36 protein-coding genes are annotated in these 22973 nt (G+C 67.5%); all 36 read left to right on the forward strand.

All coding sequences use genetic code 11. The features are described from left to right. Window position 1 precedes the first annotated feature (1 nt). The 36 genes from rpsG (at window position 2) to truA (ending at window position 22848) form a co-directional block, all read left to right on the forward strand. The gene (rpsG, locus tag OHB01_RS15915; RefSeq protein WP_142616379.1) at window positions 2-472 is read left to right on the forward strand and encodes a 30S ribosomal protein S7; all 471 of its coding nucleotides are present in this window, start codon (window positions 2-4) and stop codon (window positions 470-472) included. 84 nt (window positions 473-556) lie between these two features. Further along, on the forward strand, window positions 557-2605 hold the full coding sequence (gene fusA / locus OHB01_RS15920) for an elongation factor G (protein WP_419197587.1): 2049 nt from the start codon (window positions 557-559) through the stop codon (window positions 2603-2605). Window positions 2606-2706: 101 nt separating this feature from the next. Next, a complete protein-coding gene (gene tuf, locus OHB01_RS15925) occupies window positions 2707-3900 on the forward strand; it encodes an elongation factor Tu (protein ID WP_142646732.1) in 1194 nt (397 codons plus the stop codon). A 245-nt stretch (window positions 3901-4145) separates the two neighbouring features. After that, window positions 4146-4454, forward strand: coding sequence for a 30S ribosomal protein S10 (rpsJ, locus tag OHB01_RS15930; RefSeq protein WP_012887830.1), 309 nt, complete (start codon window positions 4146-4148; stop codon window positions 4452-4454). Window positions 4455-4467: 13 nt separating this feature from the next. Then, window positions 4468-5124 (forward strand): 50S ribosomal protein L3, encoded by a 657-nt coding sequence (gene rplC, locus OHB01_RS15935; protein WP_142646731.1) that lies wholly within the window; start codon window positions 4468-4470, stop codon window positions 5122-5124. Continuing rightward, window positions 5121-5771, forward strand: coding sequence for a 50S ribosomal protein L4 (gene rplD, locus OHB01_RS15940; protein ID WP_142646730.1), 651 nt, complete (start codon window positions 5121-5123; stop codon window positions 5769-5771). The genes rplC and rplD overlap by 4 nt, the downstream gene beginning before the upstream one ends. Then, on the forward strand, window positions 5771-6073 hold the full coding sequence (gene rplW / locus OHB01_RS15945) for a 50S ribosomal protein L23 (RefSeq protein WP_142646729.1): 303 nt from the start codon (window positions 5771-5773) through the stop codon (window positions 6071-6073). The genes rplD and rplW overlap by 1 nt, the downstream gene beginning before the upstream one ends. 129 nt (window positions 6074-6202) lie before the next feature. Beyond that, window positions 6203-7039, forward strand: coding sequence for a 50S ribosomal protein L2 (gene rplB, locus OHB01_RS15950; protein WP_142646728.1), 837 nt, complete (start codon window positions 6203-6205; stop codon window positions 7037-7039). 11 nt (window positions 7040-7050) lie between these two features. Further along, on the forward strand, window positions 7051-7329 hold the full coding sequence (rpsS, locus tag OHB01_RS15955; protein ID WP_079319865.1) for a 30S ribosomal protein S19: 279 nt from the start codon (window positions 7051-7053) through the stop codon (window positions 7327-7329). 33 nt (window positions 7330-7362) lie between these two features. Continuing rightward, on the forward strand, window positions 7363-7716 hold the full coding sequence (rplV, locus tag OHB01_RS15960) for a 50S ribosomal protein L22 (RefSeq protein ID WP_079319864.1): 354 nt from the start codon (window positions 7363-7365) through the stop codon (window positions 7714-7716). After that, window positions 7716-8561: a 30S ribosomal protein S3 gene (gene rpsC / locus OHB01_RS15965; protein ID WP_142646727.1), complete on the forward strand. Its 846-nt coding sequence runs from the start codon at window positions 7716-7718 to the stop codon at window positions 8559-8561. The genes rplV and rpsC overlap by 1 nt, the downstream gene beginning before the upstream one ends. 2 nt (window positions 8562-8563) lie before the next feature. Beyond that, window positions 8564-8983 (forward strand): 50S ribosomal protein L16, encoded by a 420-nt coding sequence (rplP, locus tag OHB01_RS15970; protein WP_030508327.1) that lies wholly within the window; start codon window positions 8564-8566, stop codon window positions 8981-8983. Continuing rightward, entirely contained in the window at window positions 8983-9219 is a 237-nt protein-coding gene (gene rpmC / locus OHB01_RS15975) for a 50S ribosomal protein L29 (protein ID WP_079319874.1), read from the forward strand. The genes rplP and rpmC overlap by 1 nt, the downstream gene beginning before the upstream one ends. Beyond that, entirely contained in the window at window positions 9212-9511 is a 300-nt protein-coding gene (gene rpsQ, locus OHB01_RS15980; protein ID WP_142646726.1) for a 30S ribosomal protein S17, read from the forward strand. Before rpmC ends, rpsQ begins: the two co-directional genes overlap by 8 nt. A 190-nt stretch (window positions 9512-9701) precedes the next feature. Beyond that, window positions 9702-10070 (forward strand): 50S ribosomal protein L14, encoded by a 369-nt coding sequence (gene rplN / locus OHB01_RS15985; RefSeq protein WP_142646725.1) that lies wholly within the window; start codon window positions 9702-9704, stop codon window positions 10068-10070. Window positions 10071-10078: 8 nt separating this feature from the next. After that, on the forward strand, window positions 10079-10378 hold the full coding sequence (gene rplX / locus OHB01_RS15990) for a 50S ribosomal protein L24 (RefSeq protein WP_205830048.1): 300 nt from the start codon (window positions 10079-10081) through the stop codon (window positions 10376-10378). Continuing rightward, on the forward strand, window positions 10378-10947 hold the full coding sequence (rplE, locus tag OHB01_RS15995; RefSeq protein ID WP_142646723.1) for a 50S ribosomal protein L5: 570 nt from the start codon (window positions 10378-10380) through the stop codon (window positions 10945-10947). The genes rplX and rplE overlap by 1 nt, the downstream gene beginning before the upstream one ends. A 2-nt stretch (window positions 10948-10949) precedes the next feature. Further along, complete coding sequence (locus tag OHB01_RS16000) at window positions 10950-11135, forward strand: type Z 30S ribosomal protein S14 (RefSeq protein WP_030451489.1); 186 nt, start codon at window positions 10950-10952, stop codon at window positions 11133-11135. A gap of 112 nt (window positions 11136-11247) precedes the next feature. Then, window positions 11248-11646, forward strand: coding sequence for a 30S ribosomal protein S8 (rpsH, locus tag OHB01_RS16005; protein WP_030508333.1), 399 nt, complete (start codon window positions 11248-11250; stop codon window positions 11644-11646). An 18-nt stretch (window positions 11647-11664) separates the two neighbouring features. Further along, window positions 11665-12207, forward strand: coding sequence for a 50S ribosomal protein L6 (gene rplF, locus OHB01_RS16010; RefSeq protein ID WP_142646722.1), 543 nt, complete (start codon window positions 11665-11667; stop codon window positions 12205-12207). Window positions 12208-12209: 2 nt separating this feature from the next. Beyond that, on the forward strand, window positions 12210-12593 hold the full coding sequence (gene rplR / locus OHB01_RS16015; RefSeq protein ID WP_142646721.1) for a 50S ribosomal protein L18: 384 nt from the start codon (window positions 12210-12212) through the stop codon (window positions 12591-12593). A gap of 64 nt (window positions 12594-12657) precedes the next feature. Then, entirely contained in the window at window positions 12658-13290 is a 633-nt protein-coding gene (gene rpsE, locus OHB01_RS16020; protein WP_079319859.1) for a 30S ribosomal protein S5, read from the forward strand. 2 nt (window positions 13291-13292) lie between these two features. Further along, on the forward strand, window positions 13293-13475 hold the full coding sequence (gene rpmD / locus OHB01_RS16025) for a 50S ribosomal protein L30 (RefSeq protein ID WP_079319858.1): 183 nt from the start codon (window positions 13293-13295) through the stop codon (window positions 13473-13475). A gap of 2 nt (window positions 13476-13477) precedes the next feature. Then, complete coding sequence (gene rplO, locus OHB01_RS16030; RefSeq protein ID WP_139573656.1) at window positions 13478-13933, forward strand: 50S ribosomal protein L15; 456 nt, start codon at window positions 13478-13480, stop codon at window positions 13931-13933. A gap of 181 nt (window positions 13934-14114) precedes the next feature. Continuing rightward, a complete protein-coding gene (gene secY / locus OHB01_RS16035) occupies window positions 14115-15422 on the forward strand; it encodes a preprotein translocase subunit SecY (protein ID WP_142646720.1) in 1308 nt (435 codons plus the stop codon). Then, entirely contained in the window at window positions 15422-16075 is a 654-nt protein-coding gene (locus OHB01_RS16040; protein WP_142646719.1) for an adenylate kinase, read from the forward strand. The genes secY and OHB01_RS16040 overlap by 1 nt, the downstream gene beginning before the upstream one ends. A gap of 86 nt (window positions 16076-16161) precedes the next feature. Continuing rightward, window positions 16162-16992: a type I methionyl aminopeptidase gene (gene map / locus OHB01_RS16045; protein WP_142646718.1), complete on the forward strand. Its 831-nt coding sequence runs from the start codon at window positions 16162-16164 to the stop codon at window positions 16990-16992. An 82-nt stretch (window positions 16993-17074) separates the two neighbouring features. After that, window positions 17075-17521, forward strand: a complete 447-nt coding sequence (locus OHB01_RS16050) for a DUF1707 SHOCT-like domain-containing protein (RefSeq protein WP_142646717.1) — start codon at window positions 17075-17077, stop codon at window positions 17519-17521. A 418-nt stretch (window positions 17522-17939) separates the two neighbouring features. Beyond that, a complete protein-coding gene (infA, locus tag OHB01_RS16055; RefSeq protein ID WP_030508344.1) occupies window positions 17940-18161 on the forward strand; it encodes a translation initiation factor IF-1 in 222 nt (73 codons plus the stop codon). Window positions 18162-18207: 46 nt separating this feature from the next. After that, the gene (gene rpmJ, locus OHB01_RS16060) at window positions 18208-18321 is read left to right on the forward strand and encodes a 50S ribosomal protein L36 (protein ID WP_003956441.1); all 114 of its coding nucleotides are present in this window, start codon (window positions 18208-18210) and stop codon (window positions 18319-18321) included. A 231-nt stretch (window positions 18322-18552) separates the two neighbouring features. Then, complete coding sequence (gene rpsM, locus OHB01_RS16065) at window positions 18553-18933, forward strand: 30S ribosomal protein S13 (protein WP_079319852.1); 381 nt, start codon at window positions 18553-18555, stop codon at window positions 18931-18933. 36 nt (window positions 18934-18969) lie between these two features. Continuing rightward, window positions 18970-19374 carry a 30S ribosomal protein S11 gene (gene rpsK / locus OHB01_RS16070; protein ID WP_020542285.1) on the forward strand — a complete coding sequence of 135 codons (405 nt, stop codon included), beginning with the start codon at window positions 18970-18972 and terminating at the stop codon, window positions 19372-19374. 20 nt (window positions 19375-19394) lie between these two features. Next, window positions 19395-20021, forward strand: a complete 627-nt coding sequence (gene rpsD / locus OHB01_RS16075) for a 30S ribosomal protein S4 (RefSeq protein ID WP_142563118.1) — start codon at window positions 19395-19397, stop codon at window positions 20019-20021. Between the two features lie 155 nt (window positions 20022-20176). Beyond that, window positions 20177-21193 carry a DNA-directed RNA polymerase subunit alpha gene (locus OHB01_RS16080; protein WP_030508347.1) on the forward strand — a complete coding sequence of 339 codons (1017 nt, stop codon included), beginning with the start codon at window positions 20177-20179 and terminating at the stop codon, window positions 21191-21193. A gap of 145 nt (window positions 21194-21338) precedes the next feature. Next, a complete protein-coding gene (gene rplQ, locus OHB01_RS16085) occupies window positions 21339-21869 on the forward strand; it encodes a 50S ribosomal protein L17 (protein WP_147943694.1) in 531 nt (176 codons plus the stop codon). A gap of 40 nt (window positions 21870-21909) precedes the next feature. Continuing rightward, window positions 21910-22848, forward strand: a complete 939-nt coding sequence (gene truA, locus OHB01_RS16090) for a tRNA pseudouridine(38-40) synthase TruA (RefSeq protein WP_142646715.1) — start codon at window positions 21910-21912, stop codon at window positions 22846-22848. Window positions 22849-22973 lie beyond the last annotated feature (125 nt).

Raw genomic sequence — 22973 nt, forward strand, 5'->3', positions numbered from 1 at the left:
CATGCCGCGCAAGGGTTCCCCTGGCCGCCGCCAGCTGGTCGCTGACCCGGTGCACAACTCGCCGCTGGTCACCGCTCTGATCAACAAGGTTCTCCTGGACGGCAAGCGCTCCCTCGCGCAGTCGATCGTCTACGGCGCCCTCGAGGGCTGCAGGGAGAAGACCGGCAACGACCCGGTCGTCACCCTGAAGCGCGCTCTCGACAACGTCCGCCCGACGCTCGAGGTGAAGAGCCGCCGCGTCGGTGGCGCCACCTACCAGGTGCCGGTCGAGGTCAAGGCCTCGCGCAGCACCACGCTGGCGCTGCGGTGGATCGTCCAGTACTCCCGCGCGCGCCGCGAGAAGACCATGACCGAGCGGCTCATGAACGAGCTGCTCGACGCGAGCAACGGCCTCGGCGCCAGCGTCAAGCGGCGCGAGGACACGCACAAGATGGCCGAGTCCAACAAGGCCTTCGCCCACTACCGCTGGTAGTGAGCACCGACGACGAGTTAAGGACGCGAAGAAGTGGCCACCACGACCGCTCTTGACCTGGCCAGGGTCCGCAACATCGGGATCATGGCCCATATCGACGCGGGCAAGACCACGACGACTGAGCGCATCCTGTTCTACACCGGCATCAACTACAAGATCGGTGAGGTTCATGAGGGCGCTGCCACCATGGACTGGATGGAGCAGGAGCAGGAGCGCGGCATCACCATCACCTCCGCCGCGACCACCTGCAGCTGGCTTGATCACACGATCAACATCATCGACACGCCCGGACACGTGGACTTCACCATCGAGGTCGAGCGGTCGCTGCGTGTTCTGGACGGCGCGGTCGCGGTGTTCGATGGCGTCGCCGGCGTGGAGCCGCAGTCGGAGACGGTCTGGCGCCAGGCCGACCGGTACGGCGTGCCCCGCATCTGCTTCGTGAACAAGATGGACCGGGTCGGCGCGGAGTTCCACCGCTGTGTCGACATGATGATCAACCGGCTGGGTTCCACGCCGGCGGTCATCCAGCTTCCCTGGGGCGTCGAGGCCGACTTCAAGGGCGTCATCGACCTGGTGAAGATGAAGGGCCTGCTCTGGAGCGCCGAGGCGGCCAAGGGCGAGATGTACGACACCGTCGACATCCCGGCCGACCACGCCGACGCGGCCCGTGAGTGGCGCGACAAGCTTGTCGAGACCGTCGCCGAAAACGACGACGAGCTCATGGAGCTCTTCCTGGAGGGCGTCGAGCCGTCCGAGCAGCAGCTTGTCGCGGCGATCCGCCGGGCGACCATCAGCGGCGCGATCAACCCGGTCCTGTGCGGCACCGCGTTCAAGAACAAGGGCGTGCAGCCCCTGCTCGACGCGATCGTCGCCTACCTCCCGGCTCCCACCGACATCCCGGCCTTCAAGGGCCACGCGGTGGGCAACGAGGAGGAGATCATCGAGCGCCACGCGGACCCGAACGAGCCGTTCGCGGCGCTGGCGTTCAAGATCATGAGCGACCCGCACCTGGGCAAGCTCACCTACATCCGCGTCTACTCCGGGACGCTCGAGGCCGGCACCACCGTGGTGAACTCGGTCAAGGGCAAGAAGGAGCGGATCGGCAAGATCTACCAGATGCACGCGAACAAGCGCGAGGAGCGCCCCACCGCGACCGCTGGTCAGATCGTCGCCGTCATGGGTCTGAAGGACACCACCACTGGTGACACCCTCTCCGACCCGGTCAAGCAGGTCGTCCTCGAGTCGATGACGTTCCCGGCGCCGGTCATCAACGTGGCCATCGAGCCCAAGACCAAGGGCGACCAGGAGAAGCTGTCGACCGCGATCCAGCGGCTGGCGGAGGAGGACCCGTCCTTCCAGGTCCGCCGTGACGAGGAGACCGGCCAGACCGTCATCTGGGGTATGGGCGAGCTCCACCTGGAGATCCTCGTCGACCGGATGCGCCGCGAGTTCAAGGTCGAGGCGAACGTCGGCCGCCCGCAGGTCGCCTACCGCGAGACCATCCGCCGCAAGGTGGAGAAGGTCGAGTACACGCACAAGAAGCAGACCGGTGGTTCCGGCCAGTTCGCGCGCGTGATCATCGACCTGGAGCCGCTGGGCGAGGGCAACGACGGTTACGAGTTCGAGAACAAGGTCACCGGTGGCCGCATCCCGCGGGAGTACATCCCGTCGGTGGACGCGGGCGCGCAGGAGGCGGCCGAGTTCGGCGTGCTCGCCGGCTACCCGATGGTCGGCGTCAAGGTCACGCTTCAGGACGGTGCCTTCCACGAGGTCGACTCGTCGGAAATGGCCTTCAAGATTGCCGGCTCGATGGCCTTCAAGGAGGCCGCGCGCAAGGCAGACGCCGTACTCCTCGAGCCGATGATGGCCGTCGAGGTCACCACGCCCGAGGACTACATGGGAGACGTCATCGGCGACCTCAACGGTCGTCGCGGACAGATCCAGGCAATGGACGAACGGTCCGGCGCCCGTGTGATCAGGGCGCTCGTTCCGCTCTCCGAGATGTTCGGCTACGTGGGCGACCTTCGCAGCCGCACTCAGGGGCGGGCGAGCTACAGCATGCAGTTCGACTCCTACGCGGAGGTGCCCCCGGGCATCGCCAAGGAGATCGTCGCGAAGGCTCGGGGCGAATAGTTCCGCTCGCGGTACGGCGGAGCGCCTCCAGGGGCGCCCCGCCGTGCCGAGCCTGAGGTAGAAGACGAAAGTCAAGTCAGAATCTCTAAGGAGACAGACCAGTGGCCAAGGCCAAGTTCGAGCGGAACAAGCCGCACGTGAACATCGGCACCATTGGGCACATCGACCACGGCAAGACCACTCTGACCGCGGCGATCACCAAGGTGCTTCACGACCGTTTCCCGCAGCTCAACGAGGCGACCCCGTTCGACAAGATCGACAAGGCGCCCGAGGAGAAGGCTCGCGGAATCACCATCTCCATCGCGCACGTCGAGTACCAGACCGAGAAGCGCCACTACGCCCACGTGGACTGCCCCGGTCACGCCGACTACGTGAAGAACATGATCACCGGTGCCGCCCAGATGGACGGCGCGATCCTGGTGGTCGCGGCGACCGACGGTCCGATGCCGCAGACGAAGGAGCACGTCCTCCTGGCCCGCCAGGTCGGCGTTCCCTACATCGTCGTGGCCCTCAACAAGGCCGACATGGTCGACGACGAGGAGATCCTGGAGCTCGTCGAGCTCGAGGTCCGCGAGCTGCTGTCCGCCCAGGAGTTCCCGGGCGACGACCTGCCGGTCGTGCGCGTCTCCGCGCTCAAGGCGCTCGAGGGCGACGAGAAGTGGGGCGACTCCATCATCGAGCTCATGAACGCCGTGGACGAGAACGTCCCCGAGCCCGTTCGTGACACCGACAAGCCGTTCCTCATGCCGATCGAGGACGTGTTCTCGATCACCGGTCGCGGCACCGTCGTCACCGGTCGTATCGAGCGCGGCATCATCAAGGTCAACGAGACCGTCGACATCATCGGCATCAAGGAGAAGAGCACCACGACGACCGTCACCGGCGTCGAGATGTTCCGCAAGCTCCTCGACGAGGGCCAGGCCGGTGACAACGTCGGTCTGCTCCTGCGCGGTATCAAGCGCGAGGAGGTCGAGCGTGGTCAGTGTGTCATCAAGCCGGGCACCACGACCCCGCACACCGAGTTCGAGGCGCAGGTCTACATCCTGTCCAAGGACGAGGGCGGCCGCCACACGCCGTTCTTCAACAACTACCGTCCGCAGTTCTACTTCCGTACGACGGACGTGACCGGCGTGGTGAACCTCCCCGAGGGCACCGAGATGGTCATGCCGGGCGACAACACCGAGATGCGCGTCGAGCTCATCCAGCCGGTCGCCATGGAAGAGGGCCTGAAGTTCGCGATCCGCGAGGGTGGCCGCACCGTCGGCGCCGGTCGCGTCACGAAGATCATCAAGTAGTAGCACCGCTGGGCGGCGGTCGGGTCCGCGAGGGCCTGACCGCCGCACCACGCAGGGGCCGGAGACGACCCCCCACGGACGACGAGACCGTGATCTCGCAGTGTTTTCGGCCGAGCGCCGGCCGAAGCCACTGCCAGATCACGGAGAACCGGACGGGTTCCGGGACGTCGGTCGCGTGGAAACGACCTGCGGCAACAGGCCGCGCGAAGCTTTATAGGACGACAGCGAAGGACACCGAGGCCATTATGGCGGGACAGAAGATCCGCATCCGGCTTAAGGCGTATGACCACGAGGTCATCGACAGCTCGGCCAAGAAGATCGTCGAGACGGTGACGCGGACCGGCGCCAAGGTCGCTGGCCCGGTGCCGCTGCCGACCGAGAAGAACGTGTACTGCGTCATCCGGTCGCCGCACAAGTACAAGGACAGCCGCGAGCACTTTGAGATGCGTACGCACAAGCGGCTGATTGACATCATCGACCCGACGCCGAAGACGGTCGACTCGCTCATGCGTCTCGACCTTCCCGCCGGCGTGGACATCTCGATCAAGCTCTAAGGAACGCACTGACATGGCTAAGCAGATCAAGGGCGTCCTGGGCAAGAAGCTCGGCATGACCCAGGTCTTCGATGAGGCGAACCGGGTGATCCCGGTCACCGTCGTCGAGGCCGGTCCGTGCGTGGTGACCCGGGTCCGCACTCCGGAGAAGGACGGCTACTCCGCCGTCCAGCTCGGCTACGGGCAGATCGACCCGCGCAAGGTGAACAAGCCCCTGGGCGACTACCTGCGCAAGCACGACATCACCCCGCGCCGCTACTTCGCCGAGGTTCGCACCGACGACGCCTCCGAGTACACGGTCGGCCAGGAAGTCCTCGCCGACACCTTCGAGGCCGGGCAGTACGTCGACGTCACGGGCAAGAGCAAGGGCAAGGGCTACGCCGGTGTCATGAAGCGCCACAACTTCCGTGGTCTGGGCGCTTCGCACGGTACCCAGCGCAAGCACCGCTCCCCGGGTTCCATCGGTGGCTGCGCCACCCCGGGCCGCGTCTTCAAGGGCCTGCGCATGGCCGGCCGGATGGGCAACGTCCGCACGACGGTCCAGAGCCTCAAGGTGCACGCCGTGGACGCCGAGAAGGGCCTCATCCTGATCAAGGGTGCGATCCCCGGCGCCAACGGCAGCCTGGTCCTCCTCCGCACCGCTGCCAAGAAGGGGGTTGCTGCGAAGTGACCACGACCATTGACGTCCTCGACGCCAGCGGCGCCAAGACGGGGACCGTCGACCTCCCCGAGGAGGTCTTCGGGGCCAAGGTCAACGTCCCGCTGATCCACCAGGTGGTCGTCGCCCAGCTCGCCGCTCGCCGGCAGGGCACCCACGCGACCAAGACCCGCGGTGACGTCTCCGGTGGCGGCAAGAAGCCGTACCGGCAGAAGGGCACCGGCCGCGCCCGTCAGGGCTCGACCCGCGCTCCGCAGTTCGCCGGCGGTGGCACCGTCCACGGCCCGCAGCCGCGCTCGTACGAGCAGCGGACGCCGAAGAAGATGAAGGCGGCGGCCCTGAAGGGCGCGCTGTCCGACCGCGCCGGCGGCGGTCGCGTCCACGTGGTGGACAGCCTGGTCACGGGTGAGACGCCCAAGACCAAGGCCGCCCTGGAGGCCCTGCGCAAGATCACGCAGGCCCGCAGCGTGCTCGTCGTCGTCGACGAGAACGACGAGATCACCTGGCTCAGCCTGCGTAACGCGCCCGAGGTCCACCTGCTGGACGCGGGACAGCTGAACACCTACGACGTGCTGTGCCACGACGACGTGGTCTTCACCCGTGAGGCCTACGACCAGGTCGTGGCCCGGCTGGCGAAGAGCGGGAAGGAAGAGGCCTGATGCAGAAGATCGCCGACCCGCGCGACATCATCCTCAAGCCGATCGTCTCTGAGAAGAGCTACGGCCTGATCGATGAGCACAACAAGTACACGTTCCTGGTGCGCAAGGGTGCCAACAAGACGCAGGTGAAGATCGCCGTCGAGCAGATCTTCGGCGTCAAGGTGACCGGCGTGAACACGATCAACCGCCAGGGCAAGCGCAAGCGGACCCGGCACGGCTACGGCCAGCGCCCGGACACCAAGCGCGCGATCGTGAGCCTGGCCGAGGGCGACCGTATCGACATCTTCGGTCAGATCGGCTAGCACCTGCCGCAGCGGGGAGAGGGGCCCCTCGCCTCCGAGCGAGGGACTCGCCCCATTGAGTAAGCACCGGGGGGACCGCCGTGAGGCGGACCCCGACCGGTACGAACCGACGAAGGATGAACGAAAGAGATGGGCATCCGTAAGTACAAGCCGACGACTCCGGGTCGTCGCGGCGCGAGCGTCTCGGACTTCGCCGAGATCACGCGCAGCACTCCGGAGAAGTCGCTGCTTGCCCCCCTGCACAGCAAGGGCGGCCGTAACGTCCACGGCCGGGTGACCGCCCGGCACCAGGGAGGCGGGCACAAGCGCGCCTACCGGATCATCGACTTCCGCCGCCACGACAAGGACGGGATCCCGGCCAAGGTCGCTCACATCGAGTACGACCCCAACCGCACGTCCCGCATCGCGCTGCTGCACTACGCCGACGGCGAGAAGCGTTACATCCTCGCCCCGGTCGGCCTCAAGCAGGGGGACCAGGTCGAGAACGGCCCCGCGGCCGACATCAAGCCGGGCAACTGCCTGCCGCTGCGCAACATTCCGACCGGTACCTTCATCCACGCGGTGGAGCTGCGTCCCGGTGGCGGCGCCAAGCTCGGCCGTAGCGCCGGCGCGCAGATCCAGCTGCTCGCCAAGGAGGGCATGTACGCCACGCTGCGCATGCCGTCCGGAGAAATGCGTCAGGTCGACGTGCGCTGCCGGGCCTCCGTGGGCCAGGTGGGCAACGCCGAGCAGGCCAACATCAGCATCGGTAAGGCCGGCCGCAACCGCTGGAAGGGCAAGCGCCCCACGGTCCGCGGTGTTGCCATGAACCCGGTCGACCACCCGCACGGCGGTGGTGAGGGCAAGACCTCCGGTGGTCGTCACCCGGTCAACCCGAAGGGCAAGCCGGAGGGTCGCACCCGCCAGCCGAACAAGCCCAGCGACCGGCTGATCATCCGTCGTCGGAGCAAGAGGAAGAAGCGGTAGGAGCAGCCGAAATGCCACGTAGTCTTAAGAAGGGTCCCTTCGTGGACGATCACCTTCAGAAGAAGGTGGACGCCCAGAACGAGAAGGGCACCAAGAACGTCATCAAGACGTGGTCGCGGCGCTCCATGATCGTGCCCGACATGATCGGCCACACGATCGCCGTGCACGACGGCCGCAAGCACGTCCCGGTGTTCATCACCGAGTCGATGATCGGTCACAAGCTCGGTGAGTTCGCCCCCACGCGGACGTTCCGCAGCCACGTCAAGGAAGACCGCCGCAGCCGGCGGTAAGCGCCTTCAAGCCAGCAGTTAGAGGAGAAAGCGATGGAAGCCAGGGCACAGGCGCGGTACGCGCGCCACACGCCCCGGAAGGCCCGCCGCGTGGTGGACCTCATTCGCGGGCTGCCCGCTTCGGAGGCGCAGGCCGTGCTGCAGTTCGCTCCCCAGGCGGCGAGCGAGACCGTTTACAAGGTGCTCTCGAGCGCGATCGCGAACGCTGAGCACAACTTCAAGCTCGACCGGGACACGCTCTTCGTGAGCCGGGCGTGGGTCGACGAGGGCCCGACGCTCAAGCGCTTCCGCCCGCGTGCCCAGGGTCGTGCCTATCGGATCAACAAGCGGACCAGCCACATCACTGTGATCGTGGAGTCCCGCGAGCCGAAGGGAAGGACCCGCTAGTGGGCCAGAAGGTTAACCCGCACGGGTTCCGCCTCGGCATCACGACCGACTTCAAGAGCCGGTGGTACGCCGACAAGCTGTACAAGTCGTACGTCGCCGAGGACGTGGCGATCCGTCGCATGCTGCAGAAGGGCATGGAGCGGGCCGGCATCTCCAAGGTCGAGATCGAGCGCACGACCGACCGCGTCCAGGTCGACATCCACACCGCCCGGCCGGGCATCGTCATCGGCCGTCGCGGCGCGGAGGCCGACCGCATCCGCGGCGACCTGGAGAAGCTGACCAAGAAGCAGGTCCAGCTGAACATCCTCGAGGTGAAGAACCCCGAGATCGACGCGCAGCTCGTCGCGCAGGGCGTGGCCGAGCAGCTCTCCAGCCGCGTCTCGTTCCGCCGGGCCATGCGCAAGGCCATGCAGTCCGCCATGAAGAGCGGGGCCAAGGGCATCCGTGTCCAGTGCTCCGGCCGTCTGGGCGGCGCCGAGATGTCGCGCTCGGAGTTCTACCGCGAGGGCCGCGTGCCCCTGCACACGCTCCGTGCGGACGTCGACTTCGGCTTCTACGAGGCCCGCACCACCTTCGGCCGCATCGGCGTGAAGGTGTGGATCTACAAGGGCGAGGCCCCGACCAGCCGCTCCGAGCGGGAGGCGGCCGCGGCCGGCGCCCGTGCGAGCCAGCGTCGTGAGCGCGACGACCGTCGCGGTGGCGCGGGCGACCGTCCGCGTCGTGGCGGCGACCGTCCCCGTCGTGGCGGCGCAGGCCGCGGCGACCGTGCACCCAGGACTGAGGCGGCCGCGCAGGCCGCCCCCGAGACCGGCCCGGCGGAGCAGCCGGGTGCTGAAGGGAGCTGACCATGCTGATCCCGCGCAGGGTCAAGCACCGCAAGCAGCACCGGCCCGACCGCAGCGGAGCCGCCAAGGGCGGCACCCGGGTCGTCTTCGGCGAGTTCGGCATTCAGGCGCTTGAGCACTCCTACGTGACCAACCGCCAGATCGAGGCCGCGCGTATCGCCATGACCCGGCACATCCGCCGTGGCGGCAAGGTGTGGATCAACATCTTCCCGGACCGTCCCCTGACGAAGAAGCCGGCCGAGACCCGCATGGGTTCCGGTAAGGGTTCTCCGGAGTGGTGGATCGCCAATGTCAAGCCCGGCCGTGTCATGTTCGAGCTGTCCGGTGTCGCCGAGCCCGTGGCCCGCGAGGCCATGCGGCGCGCGATGCACAAGCTCCCCATGAAGTGCCGTTTCGTCAAGCGTGAAGTGGGTGAGGCGTGATGGCTAAGGGTCTGACCGCCGCGGAGCTGCGTGTCGAGGACCAGGAGGTGCTGGTCCAGAAGCTGAAGGAAGCCAAGGAGGAGCTGTTCAACCTCCGCTTCCAGGCGGCGACGGGTCAGCTGGAGAGCCACGGGCGGCTGCGCGCCGTCCGCCGCGAGATCGCCCGCATCTACACCGTGATGCGCGAGCGCGAGCTCGGAATCGTCACGGTCGAGAAGGAGCCGAGCGATGTCTGAAGCAACCGAGACCCCTACCACTGAGACGACCGCGGAGACGGCGCGGAACTACCGCAAGACCCGCGAGGGCCTGGTCGTCAGCGACAAGATGGACAAGACCGTCGTCGTCGCCGTCGAGGACCGCGTCAAGCACCCGCTGTACGGCAAGGTCATCCGCCGTACGACGAAGTACAAGGCCCACGACGAGCAGAACGCCTGCGGCGTCGGCGACCGCGTCCTCCTGATGGAGACCCGGCCGCTCTCGGCCACCAAGCGGTGGCGGGTCGTCGAGATCCTCGAGAAGGCCAAGTAACACACCACAGACGCGCCTCGTGGGGGGTGGGAGACCGCCCCCCATGATGGCGTCCAAGGGGCGGGGCCGGGCATCGGTCCCGTCCGCCCGCGGCGGCGGTCGTACGGCTGTCGCCGAGGGAAAAAGACCACATCAGGTTCGGCCAGGCTCACCGCGAGGGTGAGAACCGGCACGACAAACAGGAGTAGACGTGATCCAGCAGGAGTCGCGGCTCAAGGTCGCCGACAACACGGGTGCCAAGGAGATTCTGTGCATCCGCGTTCTCGGCGGCTCGGGTCGGCGCTACGCGGGAATCGGCGACGTCATCGTTGGCACGGTGAAGGACGCTATTCCCGGCGGGGGCGTTAAGAAAGGCGACGTTGTCAAGGCTGTCGTGGTGCGCACCGTGAAGGAGCGCCGCCGCCCCGACGGCTCCTACATCCGCTTCGACGAGAACGCCGCGGTCATCATCAGGGACAGCGGCGACCCTCGGGGCACCCGCATCTTCGGCCCCGTCGGCCGTGAACTGCGCGACAAGAAGTTCATGCGCATCATCTCGCTCGCGCCGGAGGTGCTGTGATGCCGAAGCTGCACGTGAAGAAGGGCGACCTCGTCCAGGTCATCGCCGGCAAGGACAAGGGCGCCAAGGGCCGGATCATCGCCGCCTACCCGCGCGAGGAGCGCGTGGTGGTCGAGGGCGTCAACATGATCAAGAAGCACTCCAAGGTCACCAACCAGGGACCGCGCGGCGCCAAGGAAGGCGGCGTGCAGACCATGGAGGCTCCCATCCACGTGAGCAACGTGAAGAAGCTCAAGGATGACGAGAAGAAGCCCGAGAAGAAGGCCGCCGCGAAGGGCGACGCCGAGGCGACGGGTGAGGACAGCTGATGACCGCCACGACTGAAGAGCGCATCGTTCCGCGCCTCAAGCAGCGCTACCGCGAGGAGATCATCGCGAAGCTGCGCGAGGAGTTCGGCATCGAGAACATCATGCAGGTGCCCACGATCACCAAGATCAAGGTGAACATGGGTGTCGGCGAGGCCGCCCGCGACTCGAAGCTCATCGAGGGCGCCGTTCGCGACCTGACCGCGATCACCGGCCAGAAGCCGGCCGTCGCCCGCGCCCGCAAGTCCATCGCGCAGTTCAAGCTGCGTGAGGGCATGCCGATCGGCGCGCACGTGACGCTGCGCGGCGACCGCATGTGGGAGTTCCTCGACCGTCTGCTGTCGCTGGCGCTGCCGCGTATCCGGGACTTCCGTGGTCTGTCGCCGAAGCAGTTCGACGGCAACGGCAACTACACCTTCGGCCTCACCGAGCAGGTCATGTTCCACGAGGTGGACCAGGACAAGGTGGACCGGCAGCGGGGCATGGACATCACGGTCGTGACCACCGCGAAGAACGACGAGCAGGGCCGGGCGCTGCTGAAGCTCCTCGGTTTCCCCTTCAAGGAGGCCTGATCATGGCGAAGACGTCGCTGAAGGTCAAGGCAGCGCGCAAGCAGAAGTTCGAGGTCCGGGCGTACACTCGGTGCTCCCGCTGCGGGCGTCCCCGCGCTGTCTACCGCAAGTTCGGGCTGTGCCGCGTGTGCTTCCGCGAGATGGCGCACCGGGGCGAGCTGCCCGGCATCACCAAGTCGAGCTGGTAAGCCCTCCGCGGGCCAGCCGTAAAGAAGTCATATCAACCGGGCGCTGGTCGCAGCGCCCACGACCACACCGAAGGTCCCATCGGGGAAACCGCGGTGAGGAAGGCCACCGGCCATGACGATGACCGACCCGATCGCAGACATGTTGACTCGTCTGCGTAACGCGAACTCGGCCTATCACGACACCGTGAGCATGCCTTACTCCAAGATCAAGGCACACATCGCGGAGATCCTCCAGCAGGAGGGCTACATCCAGGGCTGGAGCGTCGAGGACGCCAAGGTTGGCAAGAACCTCGTGATGGAGCTGAAGTTCGGCCCCAGCCGCGAGCGCGCCATCGCGGGCCTGCGCCGGGTGTCGAAGCCCGGTCTGCGGGTCTATGCAAAGAAGGACAACCTGCCCCGCGTTCTGGGCGGTCTGGGCGTCGCGATCATCTCGACGTCCGGCGGTCTGATGACGGACCGGCAGGCGAGCAAGCGTGGAGTGGGCGGGGAAGTCCTCGCCTACGTCTGGTAACGAGGGGAGGCACTCAGCATGTCGCGAATCGGACGGCTGCCCATCCCCGTACCGGCGGGTGTCGACATCACGATCGACGGCCGGGAAGTCCAGGTCAAGGGGCCCAAGGGCACGCTCACTCACACGGTCGCCGAGCCCATCGAGGTCTCGCGCGGCGAGGACGGCACCATCACCGTCACGCGCCCGAACGACGAGAACAAGGTTCGTGCGCTGCACGGCCTGTCCCGCACGCTCATCGCCAACATGGTGGCGGGTGTCACGCAGGGCTACACGAAGACGCTCGAGATCGTCGGCGTCGGTTACCGCGTCCAGGCCAAGGGTCCGACGGAGCTGGAGTTCTCTCTGGGCTTCAGCCACCCGGTGATCGTCAAGGCCCCCGAGGGCGTCAGCTTCCGTGTCGAGAGGCCGACCCTGTTCCACGTGGACGGCATCGACAAGCAGCGGGTCGGCGAGGTCGCCGCCAACATCAGGAAGCTGCGCAAGCCGGACCCGTACAAGGGCAAGGGCGTGCGCTACCAGGGCGAGGTTGTCCGCCGCAAGGTCGGAAAGGCTGGTAAGTAGGCATGGCTGGAAAGACTGCGTTCGGCAAGCACACGGCCGCCCGCACGGTCTCCCGGGCTCGCCGGCACCGCCGTGTCCGCAAGAACGTCTTCGGCACGGCCGAGCGTCCGCGCCTGGTCGTCAACCGGTCGACCCGTCACCTGTTCGTGCAGATCGTCGACGACACTCAGGGCCACACGCTGGTGAGCGCGTCCACCATGGACGTCTCGCTGCGCAACGCCGAGGGTGACAAGACCGAGAAGGCGAAGAAGGTCGGCGAGCTTCTCGCTCAGCGGGCCAAGACCGCCGGGATCACCGCTGTCGTGTTCGACCGCGGTGGCAACCGCTACGCGGGGCGGATCGCCGCTCTCGCGGACAGCGCCCGTGAAGGCGGGCTGGAGTTCTGATGACTCCGGTCCGTGGGTCGCGACCGACGACCCGTCCAAAGAGCAACGAGAAGAGGAACCACTGATGGCTGCAGCTCCGCGTCGCGGTGCCGGCGGCGGTGGCGAGCGGCGTGACCGTCGTGAGGACCGCCGCGGTGGCGCCGCAGACAAGGGCGTCTCGTACATCGAGCGCGTCGTAAAGATCAACCGAGTGGCCAAGGTCGTCCAGGGCGGCCGGCGCTTCAGCTTCACCGCGCTGGTCATCGTCGGCGACGGCAACGGTCTCGTCGGGGTCGGCTACGGCAAGGCCAAGGAGGTGCCCGCGGCGATCGCCAAGGGTGTCGAGGAGGCCAAGAAGCACTTCTTCAAGGTTCCGCGCATCCAGGGCACCATCCCGCACCCGGTGCAGGGCGAGGACGCCGCCGGCGTCGTCCTCCTGCGTCCGGCCTCGCCCGGTACGGGCGTCATCGCGGGTGGCCCGGTCCGCGCGGTCCTGGAGTGCGCCGGGATCCACGACGTGCTGTCCAAGTCACTCGGCTCGGACAACCCGATCAACATCGTGCACGCCACCGTGGCGGCTCTGAAGGGCCTCAGCCGGCCCGAGGAGATCGCCGCCCGCCGTGGCCTGCCGATCGAGGACGTCGCTCCCAAGGCGATGCTGAAGGCTCGTGCCGAGGGTCTGGCCGAGGCGGCCGCGGCCGCGAAGGCGGTGAGCTAGTGATGGCTCGTCTGAAGATCACCCAGACCCGGTCCAAGATCGGTGGCCAGCAGAACCAGCGTGACTCGCTGCGTTCGCTGGGTCTGAAGCGAATCGGCGACGTCGTCGTCAAGGAGGACCGCCCGGAGATCCGGGGCATGGTCGCCAAGGTGTCGCACCTCGTCGAGGTTGAGGAGGTCGACTAGTCATGACCGAGAACGCTCCGCTCAAGATCCACGACCTCCGTCCGGCCCCCGGCGCCAACAAGGCCAAGACCCGCAAGGGCCGTGGCGAGGGCTCCAAGGGCAAGACGGCCGGCCGTGGCACCAAGGGCACCCGGGCCCGTACGGCTGTCATGCCGGGCTTCGAGGGTGGCCAGGTCCCGCTCCAGCGGCGGCTGCCGAAGCTGAAGGGCTTCTCCAACGCCCTGTTCAAGACGACCTACCAGGTCGTCAACCTGGACAGGCTCGGGGAGCTGTTCCCCCAGGGCGGCGACGTCACGCTCGACGACCTGGTGGCCAAGGGTGCGGTCCGCAAGAACCAGCCCGTCAAGGTGCTGGGCACCGGCGAGATCTCCGTGGCGCTGAACGTGCAGGCGCACGCCTTCTCCGCCAGCGCGAAGGAGAAGATCGCCGCGGCCGGCGGCTCGGTTTCCGAGCTGTAGGCATCACGTGCTGCGAGGCGCGGAGGTTCACTATGAGCCTCCGCGCCCGTAGTGCGTTAGAGTTCGCCTGGCACGGGGGTCCCCCCGTGTTCGACCAAGCACTCTGGCAGGAAGACATGTCGATGGACGCCTTGCGGGCCATCGCCGACCGTTACCGCGTCACTGGCGCGCAGGAGGGACCGTGCTGACCGCGATTACCCGGGCGTTCCGGACGCCTGACCTGCGCAAGAAGCTGCTCTTCACACTGGGCATCATCGTGCTGTTCCGGCTTGGCTCGGTGCTTCCCACTCCGGGGGTCAACGCCCAGAACGTGGCCCTGTGTCTGGAGCAGGCCCAGGCGGGAGACGCTGCCAACATCTACGGGATGGTGCAGCTCTTCAGCGGCGGCGCCCTGTTGAAACTTTCAGTGTTCGCGCTCGGCATCATGCCGTACATCACCGCGAGCATCATCCTGCAGCTGTTGACGGTGGTGATCCCGCGGCTGGAGGCCCTCAAGAAGGAGGGCCAGGCGGGCACGGCGAAGATCACGCAGTACACCCGTTACCTGACCATCGGGCTGGCGGTGCTGCAGTCCACCGCGTTCGTCGCCCTGGCCCGCAGCGGGCAGCTCTTCCAGAACTGCAACCAGGAGATCCTGCTCAGCCAGGACGTCTTCCCGCTGATCACCATGGTCATCACGATGACCGCCGGCACCGCCGTGATCATGTGGCTGGGCGAGCTGGTGACCGACCGCGGCGTCGGCAACGGCATGTCGATCCTGATCTTCACTCAGGTCATCGCGGTGTTCCCGTCGGAGCTCGTGAACATCTTCCGGCAGAGCCCGTTCAAGTTCGTCATCGTGATGATCGTCGGCATCGTGATGATCGGCGTCGTCGTGTTCATCGAGCAGGCGCAGCGCCGGATCCCGGTCCAGTACGCCAAGCGGATGGTCGGCCGTCGCATGTACGGCGGCACCTCGACCTACATCCCGCTCAAGGTGAACCAGGCCGGCATCATCCCGGTCATCTTCGCCTCGTCGCTGCTCTATCTGCCGCAGCTTCTGGTGACGCTGTTCGGCAACAGCCAGAAGCCCAACGCGGTCATCGAGTGGCTGGCCCAGAACATGATCAGGGGCGACCACCCGGTCTACATGGCCACGTTCTTCCTGCTGATCGTCTTCTTCACGTACTTCTACGTGTCCATCACTTTCAACCCCCCTGAAGTGGCTGACAACATGAAGAAGTACGGTGGGTTCATCCCGGGCATCCGTCCGGGCCGGCCGACCGCTGAGTACCTGAGCTACGTGCTCAACAGGCTCACGGCCGCAGGCGCTCCGTATCTGGGTGTGATCTCGCTCATCCCGATCATCGCGCTGGCGGTGGCCGGAGCGAGCCAGAACTTCCCGTTCGGAGGGACCAGCATTCTGATCATGGTTGGTGTTGGTCTGGACACGGTCAAGCAGATCGAGAGCCAGCTTCAGCAGCGCAACTACGAGGGCTTCCTGAGATAGTGCGCGTCGTCCTGGTTGGGCCCCCCGGAGCGGGTAAGGGGACGCAGGCCCAGTTCATCGCTTCGCACCTGTCGATCCCGAAAATCTCGACAGGCGACATCTTCCGTGCCAACGTCTCCGGCGGCACGGAGCTCGGCAAGCTCGCCAAGGAGTACATGGACCGCGGCGACCTCGTCCCCGACGAGGTGACCGTGGCCATGGTCCGCGACCGGCTGTCGGAGGACGACGCGCAGGAGGGCTTCCTCCTGGACGGCTTCCCTCGCAACGTGCCCCAGGCCGAGGTCCTCAAGAAGATGCTGGCCGAGTTCGGCACGGCGCTCGACGTGGTCCTCAACCTGGTCGTCGAGGACGACGAGGTCGTCCGGCGCCTCGCGGGCCGCCGTACGTGCCGTTCCTGCGGCAAGGTGTGGCATGTCGTGTTCGACCCGCCCGCCGTGGAGGGCGTCTGCGACGCCTGCGGCGGGGAGCTCTTCCAGCGGGACGACGACCGTGAGGAGACCATCAGGCGGCGCCTGGAGGTCTACCAGGAGCAGACGCAGCCGCTGATCGCGTTCTACGCCGACGAGGGGATCCTGCAGGGGGTCGACGCGACCGGGCCGGTCGAGGAGATCACTCAGCGGGCGATGTCGGCGCTGCGGCGGTTCGCCGACTGATTCATTACCGCGGCCGGGAACGCCACTCCAGTACATGGGGTGGCGTTCAGGCTTATATGGGACAATTTCGGGAGGGGGTGCGTCACGTGTTCAAGAAGAACCGGCACGGAATTCAAATCAAGAGCGCCGAGCAACTGGAGAAGATGCGTGCGGCCGGCCTGGTCGTCGCGCGCACGCTGGAGCTGCTCCGGAAGTCGGTCGAGCCCGGGATGACGCCGCTCGACCTCGACGCCATCGCCGAGAAGGCCATCCGGGGCGAGGGCGCGATCCCGTCGTTCAAGGGCTACCAGGGCTTTCCCGCCACGATCTGCGCCTCCGTGAACGACGAGGTCGTCCACGGCATCCCCACCGACCGGCGTCCGTTCCGCGAGGGCGACATCATCTCGATCGACTGCGGCGCGATCCTCGACGGGTGGCACGGCGACTCGGCGATCACCGTCGGCATCGGTGAGGTCGACCCCAAGCTGACCGAGCTCATGCGGGTGACCGAGGAGGCCATGTGGCGCGGCATCGCCGCCCTGCGGGTCGGCGGGCACCTGTCCGACATCGGCCACCAGATCGAGAAGTACGTGCGTTCTCAGGGCCGCTACGGCATCCCCCAGGAGTACGGCGGGCACGGCATCGGCACCGAGATGCACATGGACCCCTGGGTGGCCAACCACGGCAAGCCGGGGCGCGGCCCCCGCTTCGAGGTCGGTATGTGCTTCGCGATCGAGCCGATGGTGAACCTCGGCACCGACCGCACCAAGGTGCTGGCCGACGACTGGACGGTCGTGACGCTCGACGGCAAGGCCTCGGCGCACTTCGAGCACAGCGTCGCGGTGACGGAGAACGGCCCCCTTGTTCTCACGGCGCTCGACGGCGGGGCCTCCCGTTTCCCCGGCGTCGCCGCGGACGCGGGAGAAAGCGCCTCCTGAACCGCCTCCCGAATGGGAACGCCCATTTCGGCGTCGCTTGAACAATAATGGTCTTATCGCTCGACGGACCGGGAGATGGTAGATGGCGGCAATGCCGGAGATGCGGGCCTCCGACGGCGACCGTGACCGGGTCGCCGCGGCATTGCGTGAGCACGTGGCCGAGGGCAGGCTCACCATCGACGAGTTCAACGAGCGGCTTGAGGCGGTCTACCAGAGCCGCACGTACGGGGAACTGGCCCGGCTCACCTCCGATCTGCCGGAGATCGACCTGCACCGGATGCCCGCCGCGACCGAGCCCGCGCAACGGGCCCAGGTCGCCCAGCCCGGCAAGGCGCAGGGCAGCCTGAGGAGCGCGTGGACCGCCTGGGCGGGCGCGAGCGCCATCAGCTGGATGATCTGGCTCATCGCCACCGTCGCTTCGGGGCATTTCATCCCTCCGTGGCCGATGTGGGTCATGGGCCCGTGGGGCGTCATCCTCCTCCTCAAGACGATTTCCGACGCGGGCGGACGGTCCCGAGGCGGCGCCTGAGCGTTCTTTACCGGGGTAGCGCCGTCGCGGGAGTCTGGGGCGGGTAGACGTCCGGTGTCGCGACGTACGGCCCGCTCGGGCCGTGCCCCCGCGGTGCTCGGGCCGCACCCGCGCGCGGCGGCATTTCGGCGGTGCCGGGCGGGCGGGTGCGGCGGCCTCCCCAGAAAGCCCACATCGGAATCGGCAGGCGGCGCGCTGGCCGGACACCCCCACGGGGGGTACTCTTGATCTGGTTGTGTCGGGACCCCTGCCGTCGTTTCGCAATTCGGCCCGGGTTGTCGTACACTCCTTTGTCGGTTCACTATGACCTTTGCGCCTAGGCGGCCTGGCTGGTCGCCGCTCTCTGGAAGCGCCCGAAGGTCGCGGCTGCTTAGTGTTCCGAAGCCTCTGACGATCCGAACTGTGAAACGCGAGGGCCATGGCCAAGAAAGACGGCGCCATCGAGATTGAGGGCACTGTTATTGAGTCGCTTCCGAACGCCATGTTCCGGGTGCAGCTCGACAACGGTCACAAGGTCCTGGCCCACATCAGCGGGCGGATGCGGATGCACTACATCAGGATCCTGCCCGACGACCGGGTGGTCGTGGAGCTCAGCCCCTACGACCTGAGTCGCGGACGGATCGTCTACCGGTACAAGTAGCCCCCCCGCCAGCGGGGACGGGCCGTATGCGGAACGAATAAGGACTATGAAGGTCAAGCCGAGCGTCAAGAAGATCTGCGACAAGTGCAAGGTGATTCGCCGGCACGGTCGCGTCATGGTGATCTGCGACAACCTGCGCCACAAGCAGCGCCAGGGCTGAGCCCAGCTCTCAGTACGTCGCCACCAGGCCCCTGCTGAGTCCGCCCCCGTGGCGGTCTCGACCGCGTGCGGGCCAGGACAACGAAATCGCGTCACACACCCGCGCAGGCGGCCTCCGCGAGGAGTCCGTACCACGCGGGAGACCCCCGGTCGGAGGCCGGGGCCCTCGCCCGGGCATGGGAGGGGAAGTGTGGCGCAAGACCTCCGCCACACTGAAGGAGAATGCCCGACCATGGCCCGCCTGGTTGGCGTCGACCTCCCCCGCGACAAGCGGCTGGAGATCGCTCTCACCTACATTTTCGGAATCGGCCGCACCCGCGCCAAGGAGATCCTTGACGCGACCGGCATCAGCCCCGACCTGCGCGTCCACCAGCTCACGGACGCCGAGCTCGTCCCGATGCGTGACTACATCGAGGCGAACTACAAGATCGAGGGTGACCTCCGCCGCGAGATTCAGGCCGACATCCGACGCAAGATCGAGATCGGCTGCTACCAGGGCATCCGGCACCGCAAGGGGCTGCCTGTCCATGGTCAGCGGACGCAGACGAACGCGCGCACCCGCAAGGGTAAGAAGAAGACCGTCGCCGGCAAGAAGAAGCCGGGCAAGAAGTAGTCCTTAGCAGCCACATTTCCAGGAGTTAGCGCTTCAATGCCGCCGAAGAGCCGCCAGGGCGCACCGAAGAAGGTGCGCCGCAAGGAGAAGAAGAACGTCGCTCACGGGCACGCCCACATCAAGAGCACGTTCAACAACACGATCGTTTCGATCACCGACCCGAACGGGAACGTGATCTCCTGGGCCAGCGCCGGCCACGTCGGGTTCAAGGGCTCCCGTAAGTCCACCCCGTTCGCCGCGCAGATGGCTGCCGAGAACGCCGCCCGCCGCGCCATGGAGCACGGCATGCGCAAGGTCGACGTCTTCGTCAAGGGTCCCGGCTCCGGCCGTGAGACCGCGATCCGTTCGCTGCAGGCGACCGGTCTTGAGGTCGGGTCCATCCAGGACGTGACCCCGGTCCCGCACAACGGCTGCCGTCCGCCCAAGCGCCGTCGCGTCTGAGCTCAGGAGAGTAGAGAGAAATGGCTCGTTACACGGGTCCGGACTGCAAGCTCTGCCGCCGTGAGAAGACCAAGCTCTTCCTCAAGGGCAAGAAGTGCGAGTCCGCCAAGTGCCCCATCGAGATCCGCCCGTACCCGCCGGGTGAGCACGGCCGCGGCCGTCCGAAGGAGTCGGAGTACCAGCTCCAGCTCCGTGAGAAGCAGAAGACCCGCCGCATCTACGGCGTCCTCGAGAAGCAGTTCCACAACTACTACGAGGAAGCCAACCGCAAGGCGGGCAAGACGGGTGAGAACCTGCTCCAGATCCTGGAGAGCCGTCTCGACAACGTGGTCTACCGCGCCGGTTTCGCCGAGTCGCGTGACGCGGCCCGCCAGCAGGTGCGCCACGGCCACTTCCTCGTGAACGGCAAGAAGGTCGACATCCCGTCGTACCGCGTGCGCGAGCACGACATCATCGAGGTCCGCGAGAAGTCGCGCAACCTGCTTCCGTACGAGGTGGCCCGCGCGACCGCCGGCGACAAGACCGTCCCGGCCTGGCTGGGCGTCTCCGCCGAGAACATGCGCATCCTCGTGCACCAGCTCCCGGTCCGCCAGCAGATCGACACGCTGGTCCAGGAGCAGCTGATCGTCGAGCTCTACTCCAAGTAGTAGAGCCCCGGCACTTCATGACGCCGTACGGCCGGTACACTCCCGGCCGTACGGCATCATGGTTGTAGGCGAGCGGCGTCAAATAGCGGGCGTCGCCGTAACCCAGGGACCTCCCGTCCAGCGTGGCGGGGCCGTCCCGGATCCAGGAGATCCTGATGCTCATCGCACAGCGCCCGAGCCTCCAGGAGGAGTCGCTCGAGGAGCACCGGTCCAGGTTCATCATCGAGCCGCTCGAGCCGGGCTTCGGCTACACCATCGGCAACTCGCTGCGGCGCACGCTGCTGTCCTCCATCCCGGGGGCGGCGGTCACCAGCATCCGCATCGAGGGCGTGCTCCACGAGTTCTCGACCGTGCCCGGGGTCAAGGAAGACGTCACCGACATCATCCTGAACCTCAAGTCGCTGGTCGTCTCGTCCGAGCACGACGAGCCCGTGGTGATGTACCTGCGCAAGCAGGGCCCGGGTGAGGTCACCGCCGCCGACATCGCGCCTCCGGCCGGTGTCGAGGTGCACAACCCCGACCTGCACATCGCCACGCTGAACGGCAAGGCGAAGCTGGAGATGGAGCTGACCGTCGAGCGCGGCCGCGGCTACGTCTCCGCCGCCCAGAACAAGCAGCCTGGCCAGGAGATCGGCCGGATTCCGATCGACTCGATCTACTCTCCGGTCCTCAAGGTCACCTACAAGGTCGAGGCCACCCGTGTCGAGCAGCGCACGGACTTCGACCGCCTGATCCTCGACGTCGAGACCAAGCCGTCCATGAAGCCCCGCGACGCGGTGGCATCGGCCGGCAAGACCCTGGTCGAGCTGTTCGGCCTGGCCCGTGAGCTCAACGTCGAGGCCGAGGGCATCGACATCGGCCCGTCGCCGACGGACGCGGCTCTCGCGGCCGACCTGGCGCTGCCGATCGAGGAGCTCAACCTCACCGTCCGTTCGTACAACTGCCTCAAGCGCGAGGGCATCCACACCGTGGGTGAGCTCGTCGCCCGCAGCGAGCAGGACCTGCTGGACATCCGCAACTTCGGCGCCAAGTCGATCGAAGAGGTCAAGCAGAAGCTGCACGAGATGGGCCTGGCTCTCAAGGACTCCCCGCCCGGGTTCGACCCCTCCGCCGTCGCCGGCGGCGGGTACGACGACGAGGACGGCGGGTTCATCGAGACCGAGCAGTACTGATCCGTCTCCGCGCAGCGGCACCACCGTCTCGTGCCGCCCGTCCAGGGCGGCATGAGGCGGCGATGACAAGTCACGACCGGTACGCCGGTCGGCCCGACCCCGGTACCTGACACGGCCGGAGCGGGTTATCCATGAGGAGCATGAAATGCCCAAGCCCACCAAGGGCGCCCGTCTCGGTGGCAGCCCGTCCCACGAGCGGCTGATCCTGGCGAACCTCGCCACGGCGCTGTTCCAGAACGGCCGGATCACCACCACCGAGGCCAAGGCCAGGCGTCTCCGCCCGCTCGCGGAGAAGCTGATCACCAAGGCGAAGAAGGGCGACATCCACAACCGTCGCCAGGTGCTGACGGTCGTCCGCGACAAGGGCGTCGTCCACCACCTCTTCACCGAGATCGCCCCGACGTACGCCGAGCGTCCCGGTGGCTACACCCGGATCACCAAGCTCGGCCCGCGTAAGGGCGACGCCGCTCCGATGGCGGTCATCGAGCTGGTCACCGAGCAGCTGAACCCGGTCAGGGTCTCCCGTACGGCTCCGGCCGCCGAGGCCGCGCCGGCCGCTCCGGCCGCCGCCGAGGCCGAGGAGACGCCGGCGGCGCAGGACGAGGCCGCCGAGAGCACCACCGCCGAGGCCACCGAGGCCGCTCCGGCGGAAGGCGACAAGAAGGACGAGGCCTGATCCCAGGCTCTGTGAGCGGGCTCAGTTTCCCTTCCGGGGGATGCTGGGCCCGCTCTTCGTTTCTCCGAGGCACCGCACGAGGGATGGCGTGGAGCGAGAACTGCGGCTGAGACTGGACCTGGGCTACGACGGCACGGACTTCTCCGGCTGGGCGCGCCAGCCGGGGCGGCGGACCGTGCAGGGGGAGATCGAGGACGCGCTGGGCCGTGTCCTGCGGCTGGAGACCCCGCCGTCGCTCACCGTCGCGGGCCGCACCGACGCGGGCGTCCACGCGAGGGGGCAGGTGGCGCACGTCGACGTCCCGCTCGCGGCGCTGGCCGCTGCCTCGTCCGGGCGTGCCCCCGCCCCCGAGGATCCGGAACGGGCATGGGAGGAGCGCGGCGCTGAGTGGCTCGCTGCGCTGACGAGGCGGCTGGCCGGTGTGCTGCCCCTCGACGTGCGGGTGCACGCCGTCAGCGTGGCGCCCGAGGGCTTCGACGCCCGGTTCTCCGCGCTCTCGCGCCGGTACGGCTATCGCGTCTGCGACGCCCCGGGCGGGGTGGACCCGCTGCGGCGGCGCGAGGTGCTGTGGTACGCCCGGCCGCTCGACGTGGACCTGCTCAACGCGGCGGCCGCCCGTCTGCTGGGCGAGCACGACTTCGCCGCCTTCTGCCGCAAGCGTGAGGGCGCCACCACCATCCGCGAACTGCAGCGGCTCGACTGGGTCAGGGGCGAGGACGGGATCCTCCTCGCCACCGTGGTCGCCGACGCGTTCTGCCACTCGATGGTCCGGGCGCTGGTCGGCTCGCTGCTGACCGTGGGGGAGGGCAGGCGGCCCGTCGAGTGGCCCGCCGAGGTGCTGGCGAGAGCCGTACGGGACTCGGGCGTGCACGTCGCGCCCGCGCACGGTCTCACGCTCGAGGAGGTGCGCTATCCCGGGCCGGAGGAGCTGGCACGCCGGGCCGCCGCAACCCGCCGCGTGCGCACCCTGAGCACCTGACGCAGGGCCGAGCGGCTTGGGGGCCGTTGGGGATCGTTCGAGGTCGCCGGGGCCCTCGGGGCGTTCGGGGCGCACCGCGGAGTGACCCGCAACGCATGAGCAAGATCCTCAAAAAAAGGGACGTA

Origin of the sequence: Microbispora hainanensis (assembly GCF_036186745.1) — a bacterium.
Classification (GTDB): Bacteria; Actinomycetota; Actinomycetes; order Streptosporangiales; family Streptosporangiaceae; genus Microbispora.

Excerpts from the sequence above, each read along its gene's own strand:
- OHB01_RS16080 (WP_030508347.1), top strand. The coding sequence starts at position 20,177 with ATGCTCATCGCACAGCGCCCGAGCCTCCAGGAGGAGTCGCTCGAGGAG.
- rplV (WP_079319864.1), top strand. The coding sequence starts at position 7,363 with ATGGAAGCCAGGGCACAGGCGCGGTACGCGCGCCACACGCCCCGGAAG.
- rplR (WP_142646721.1), top strand. The coding sequence starts at position 12,210 with ATGGCTGGAAAGACTGCGTTCGGCAAGCACACGGCCGCCCGCACGGTC.
- rpsE (WP_079319859.1), top strand. The coding sequence starts at position 12,658 with ATGGCTGCAGCTCCGCGTCGCGGTGCCGGCGGCGGTGGCGAGCGGCGT.
- truA (WP_142646715.1), top strand. The coding sequence starts at position 21,910 with ATGCTGGGCCCGCTCTTCGTTTCTCCGAGGCACCGCACGAGGGATGGC.
- rplQ (WP_147943694.1), top strand. The coding sequence starts at position 21,339 with ATGCCCAAGCCCACCAAGGGCGCCCGTCTCGGTGGCAGCCCGTCCCAC.
- rpsD (WP_142563118.1), top strand. The coding sequence starts at position 19,395 with ATGGCTCGTTACACGGGTCCGGACTGCAAGCTCTGCCGCCGTGAGAAG.
- rplW (WP_142646729.1), top strand. The coding sequence starts at position 5,771 with ATGCAGAAGATCGCCGACCCGCGCGACATCATCCTCAAGCCGATCGTC.
- OHB01_RS16000 (WP_030451489.1), top strand. The coding sequence starts at position 10,950 with ATGGCGAAGACGTCGCTGAAGGTCAAGGCAGCGCGCAAGCAGAAGTTC.
- rpsM (WP_079319852.1), top strand. The coding sequence starts at position 18,553 with ATGGCCCGCCTGGTTGGCGTCGACCTCCCCCGCGACAAGCGGCTGGAG.
- rpsS (WP_079319865.1), top strand. The coding sequence starts at position 7,051 with ATGCCACGTAGTCTTAAGAAGGGTCCCTTCGTGGACGATCACCTTCAG.
- rplC (WP_142646731.1), top strand. The coding sequence starts at position 4,468 with ATGGCTAAGCAGATCAAGGGCGTCCTGGGCAAGAAGCTCGGCATGACC.
- rpsJ (WP_012887830.1), top strand. The coding sequence starts at position 4,146 with ATGGCGGGACAGAAGATCCGCATCCGGCTTAAGGCGTATGACCACGAG.
- rplB (WP_142646728.1), top strand. The coding sequence starts at position 6,203 with ATGGGCATCCGTAAGTACAAGCCGACGACTCCGGGTCGTCGCGGCGCG.
- rplE (WP_142646723.1), top strand. The coding sequence starts at position 10,378 with ATGACCGCCACGACTGAAGAGCGCATCGTTCCGCGCCTCAAGCAGCGC.
- rpsG (WP_142616379.1), top strand. The coding sequence starts at position 2 with ATGCCGCGCAAGGGTTCCCCTGGCCGCCGCCAGCTGGTCGCTGACCCG.
- rplF (WP_142646722.1), top strand. The coding sequence starts at position 11,665 with ATGTCGCGAATCGGACGGCTGCCCATCCCCGTACCGGCGGGTGTCGAC.
- infA (WP_030508344.1), top strand. The coding sequence starts at position 17,940 with ATGGCCAAGAAAGACGGCGCCATCGAGATTGAGGGCACTGTTATTGAG.
- rpsQ (WP_142646726.1), top strand. The coding sequence starts at position 9,212 with ATGTCTGAAGCAACCGAGACCCCTACCACTGAGACGACCGCGGAGACG.
- rplO (WP_139573656.1), top strand. The coding sequence starts at position 13,478 with ATGACCGAGAACGCTCCGCTCAAGATCCACGACCTCCGTCCGGCCCCC.
- OHB01_RS16050 (WP_142646717.1), top strand. The coding sequence starts at position 17,075 with ATGGCGGCAATGCCGGAGATGCGGGCCTCCGACGGCGACCGTGACCGG.
- rpsK (WP_020542285.1), top strand. The coding sequence starts at position 18,970 with ATGCCGCCGAAGAGCCGCCAGGGCGCACCGAAGAAGGTGCGCCGCAAG.
- rpmC (WP_079319874.1), top strand. The coding sequence starts at position 8,983 with ATGGCTAAGGGTCTGACCGCCGCGGAGCTGCGTGTCGAGGACCAGGAG.
- rplP (WP_030508327.1), top strand. The coding sequence starts at position 8,564 with ATGCTGATCCCGCGCAGGGTCAAGCACCGCAAGCAGCACCGGCCCGAC.
- rpmD (WP_079319858.1), top strand. The coding sequence starts at position 13,293 with ATGGCTCGTCTGAAGATCACCCAGACCCGGTCCAAGATCGGTGGCCAG.
- rpsH (WP_030508333.1), top strand. The coding sequence starts at position 11,248 with ATGACGATGACCGACCCGATCGCAGACATGTTGACTCGTCTGCGTAAC.
- rpmJ (WP_003956441.1), top strand. The coding sequence starts at position 18,208 with ATGAAGGTCAAGCCGAGCGTCAAGAAGATCTGCGACAAGTGCAAGGTG.
- fusA (WP_419197587.1), top strand. The coding sequence starts at position 557 with ATGGCCCATATCGACGCGGGCAAGACCACGACGACTGAGCGCATCCTG.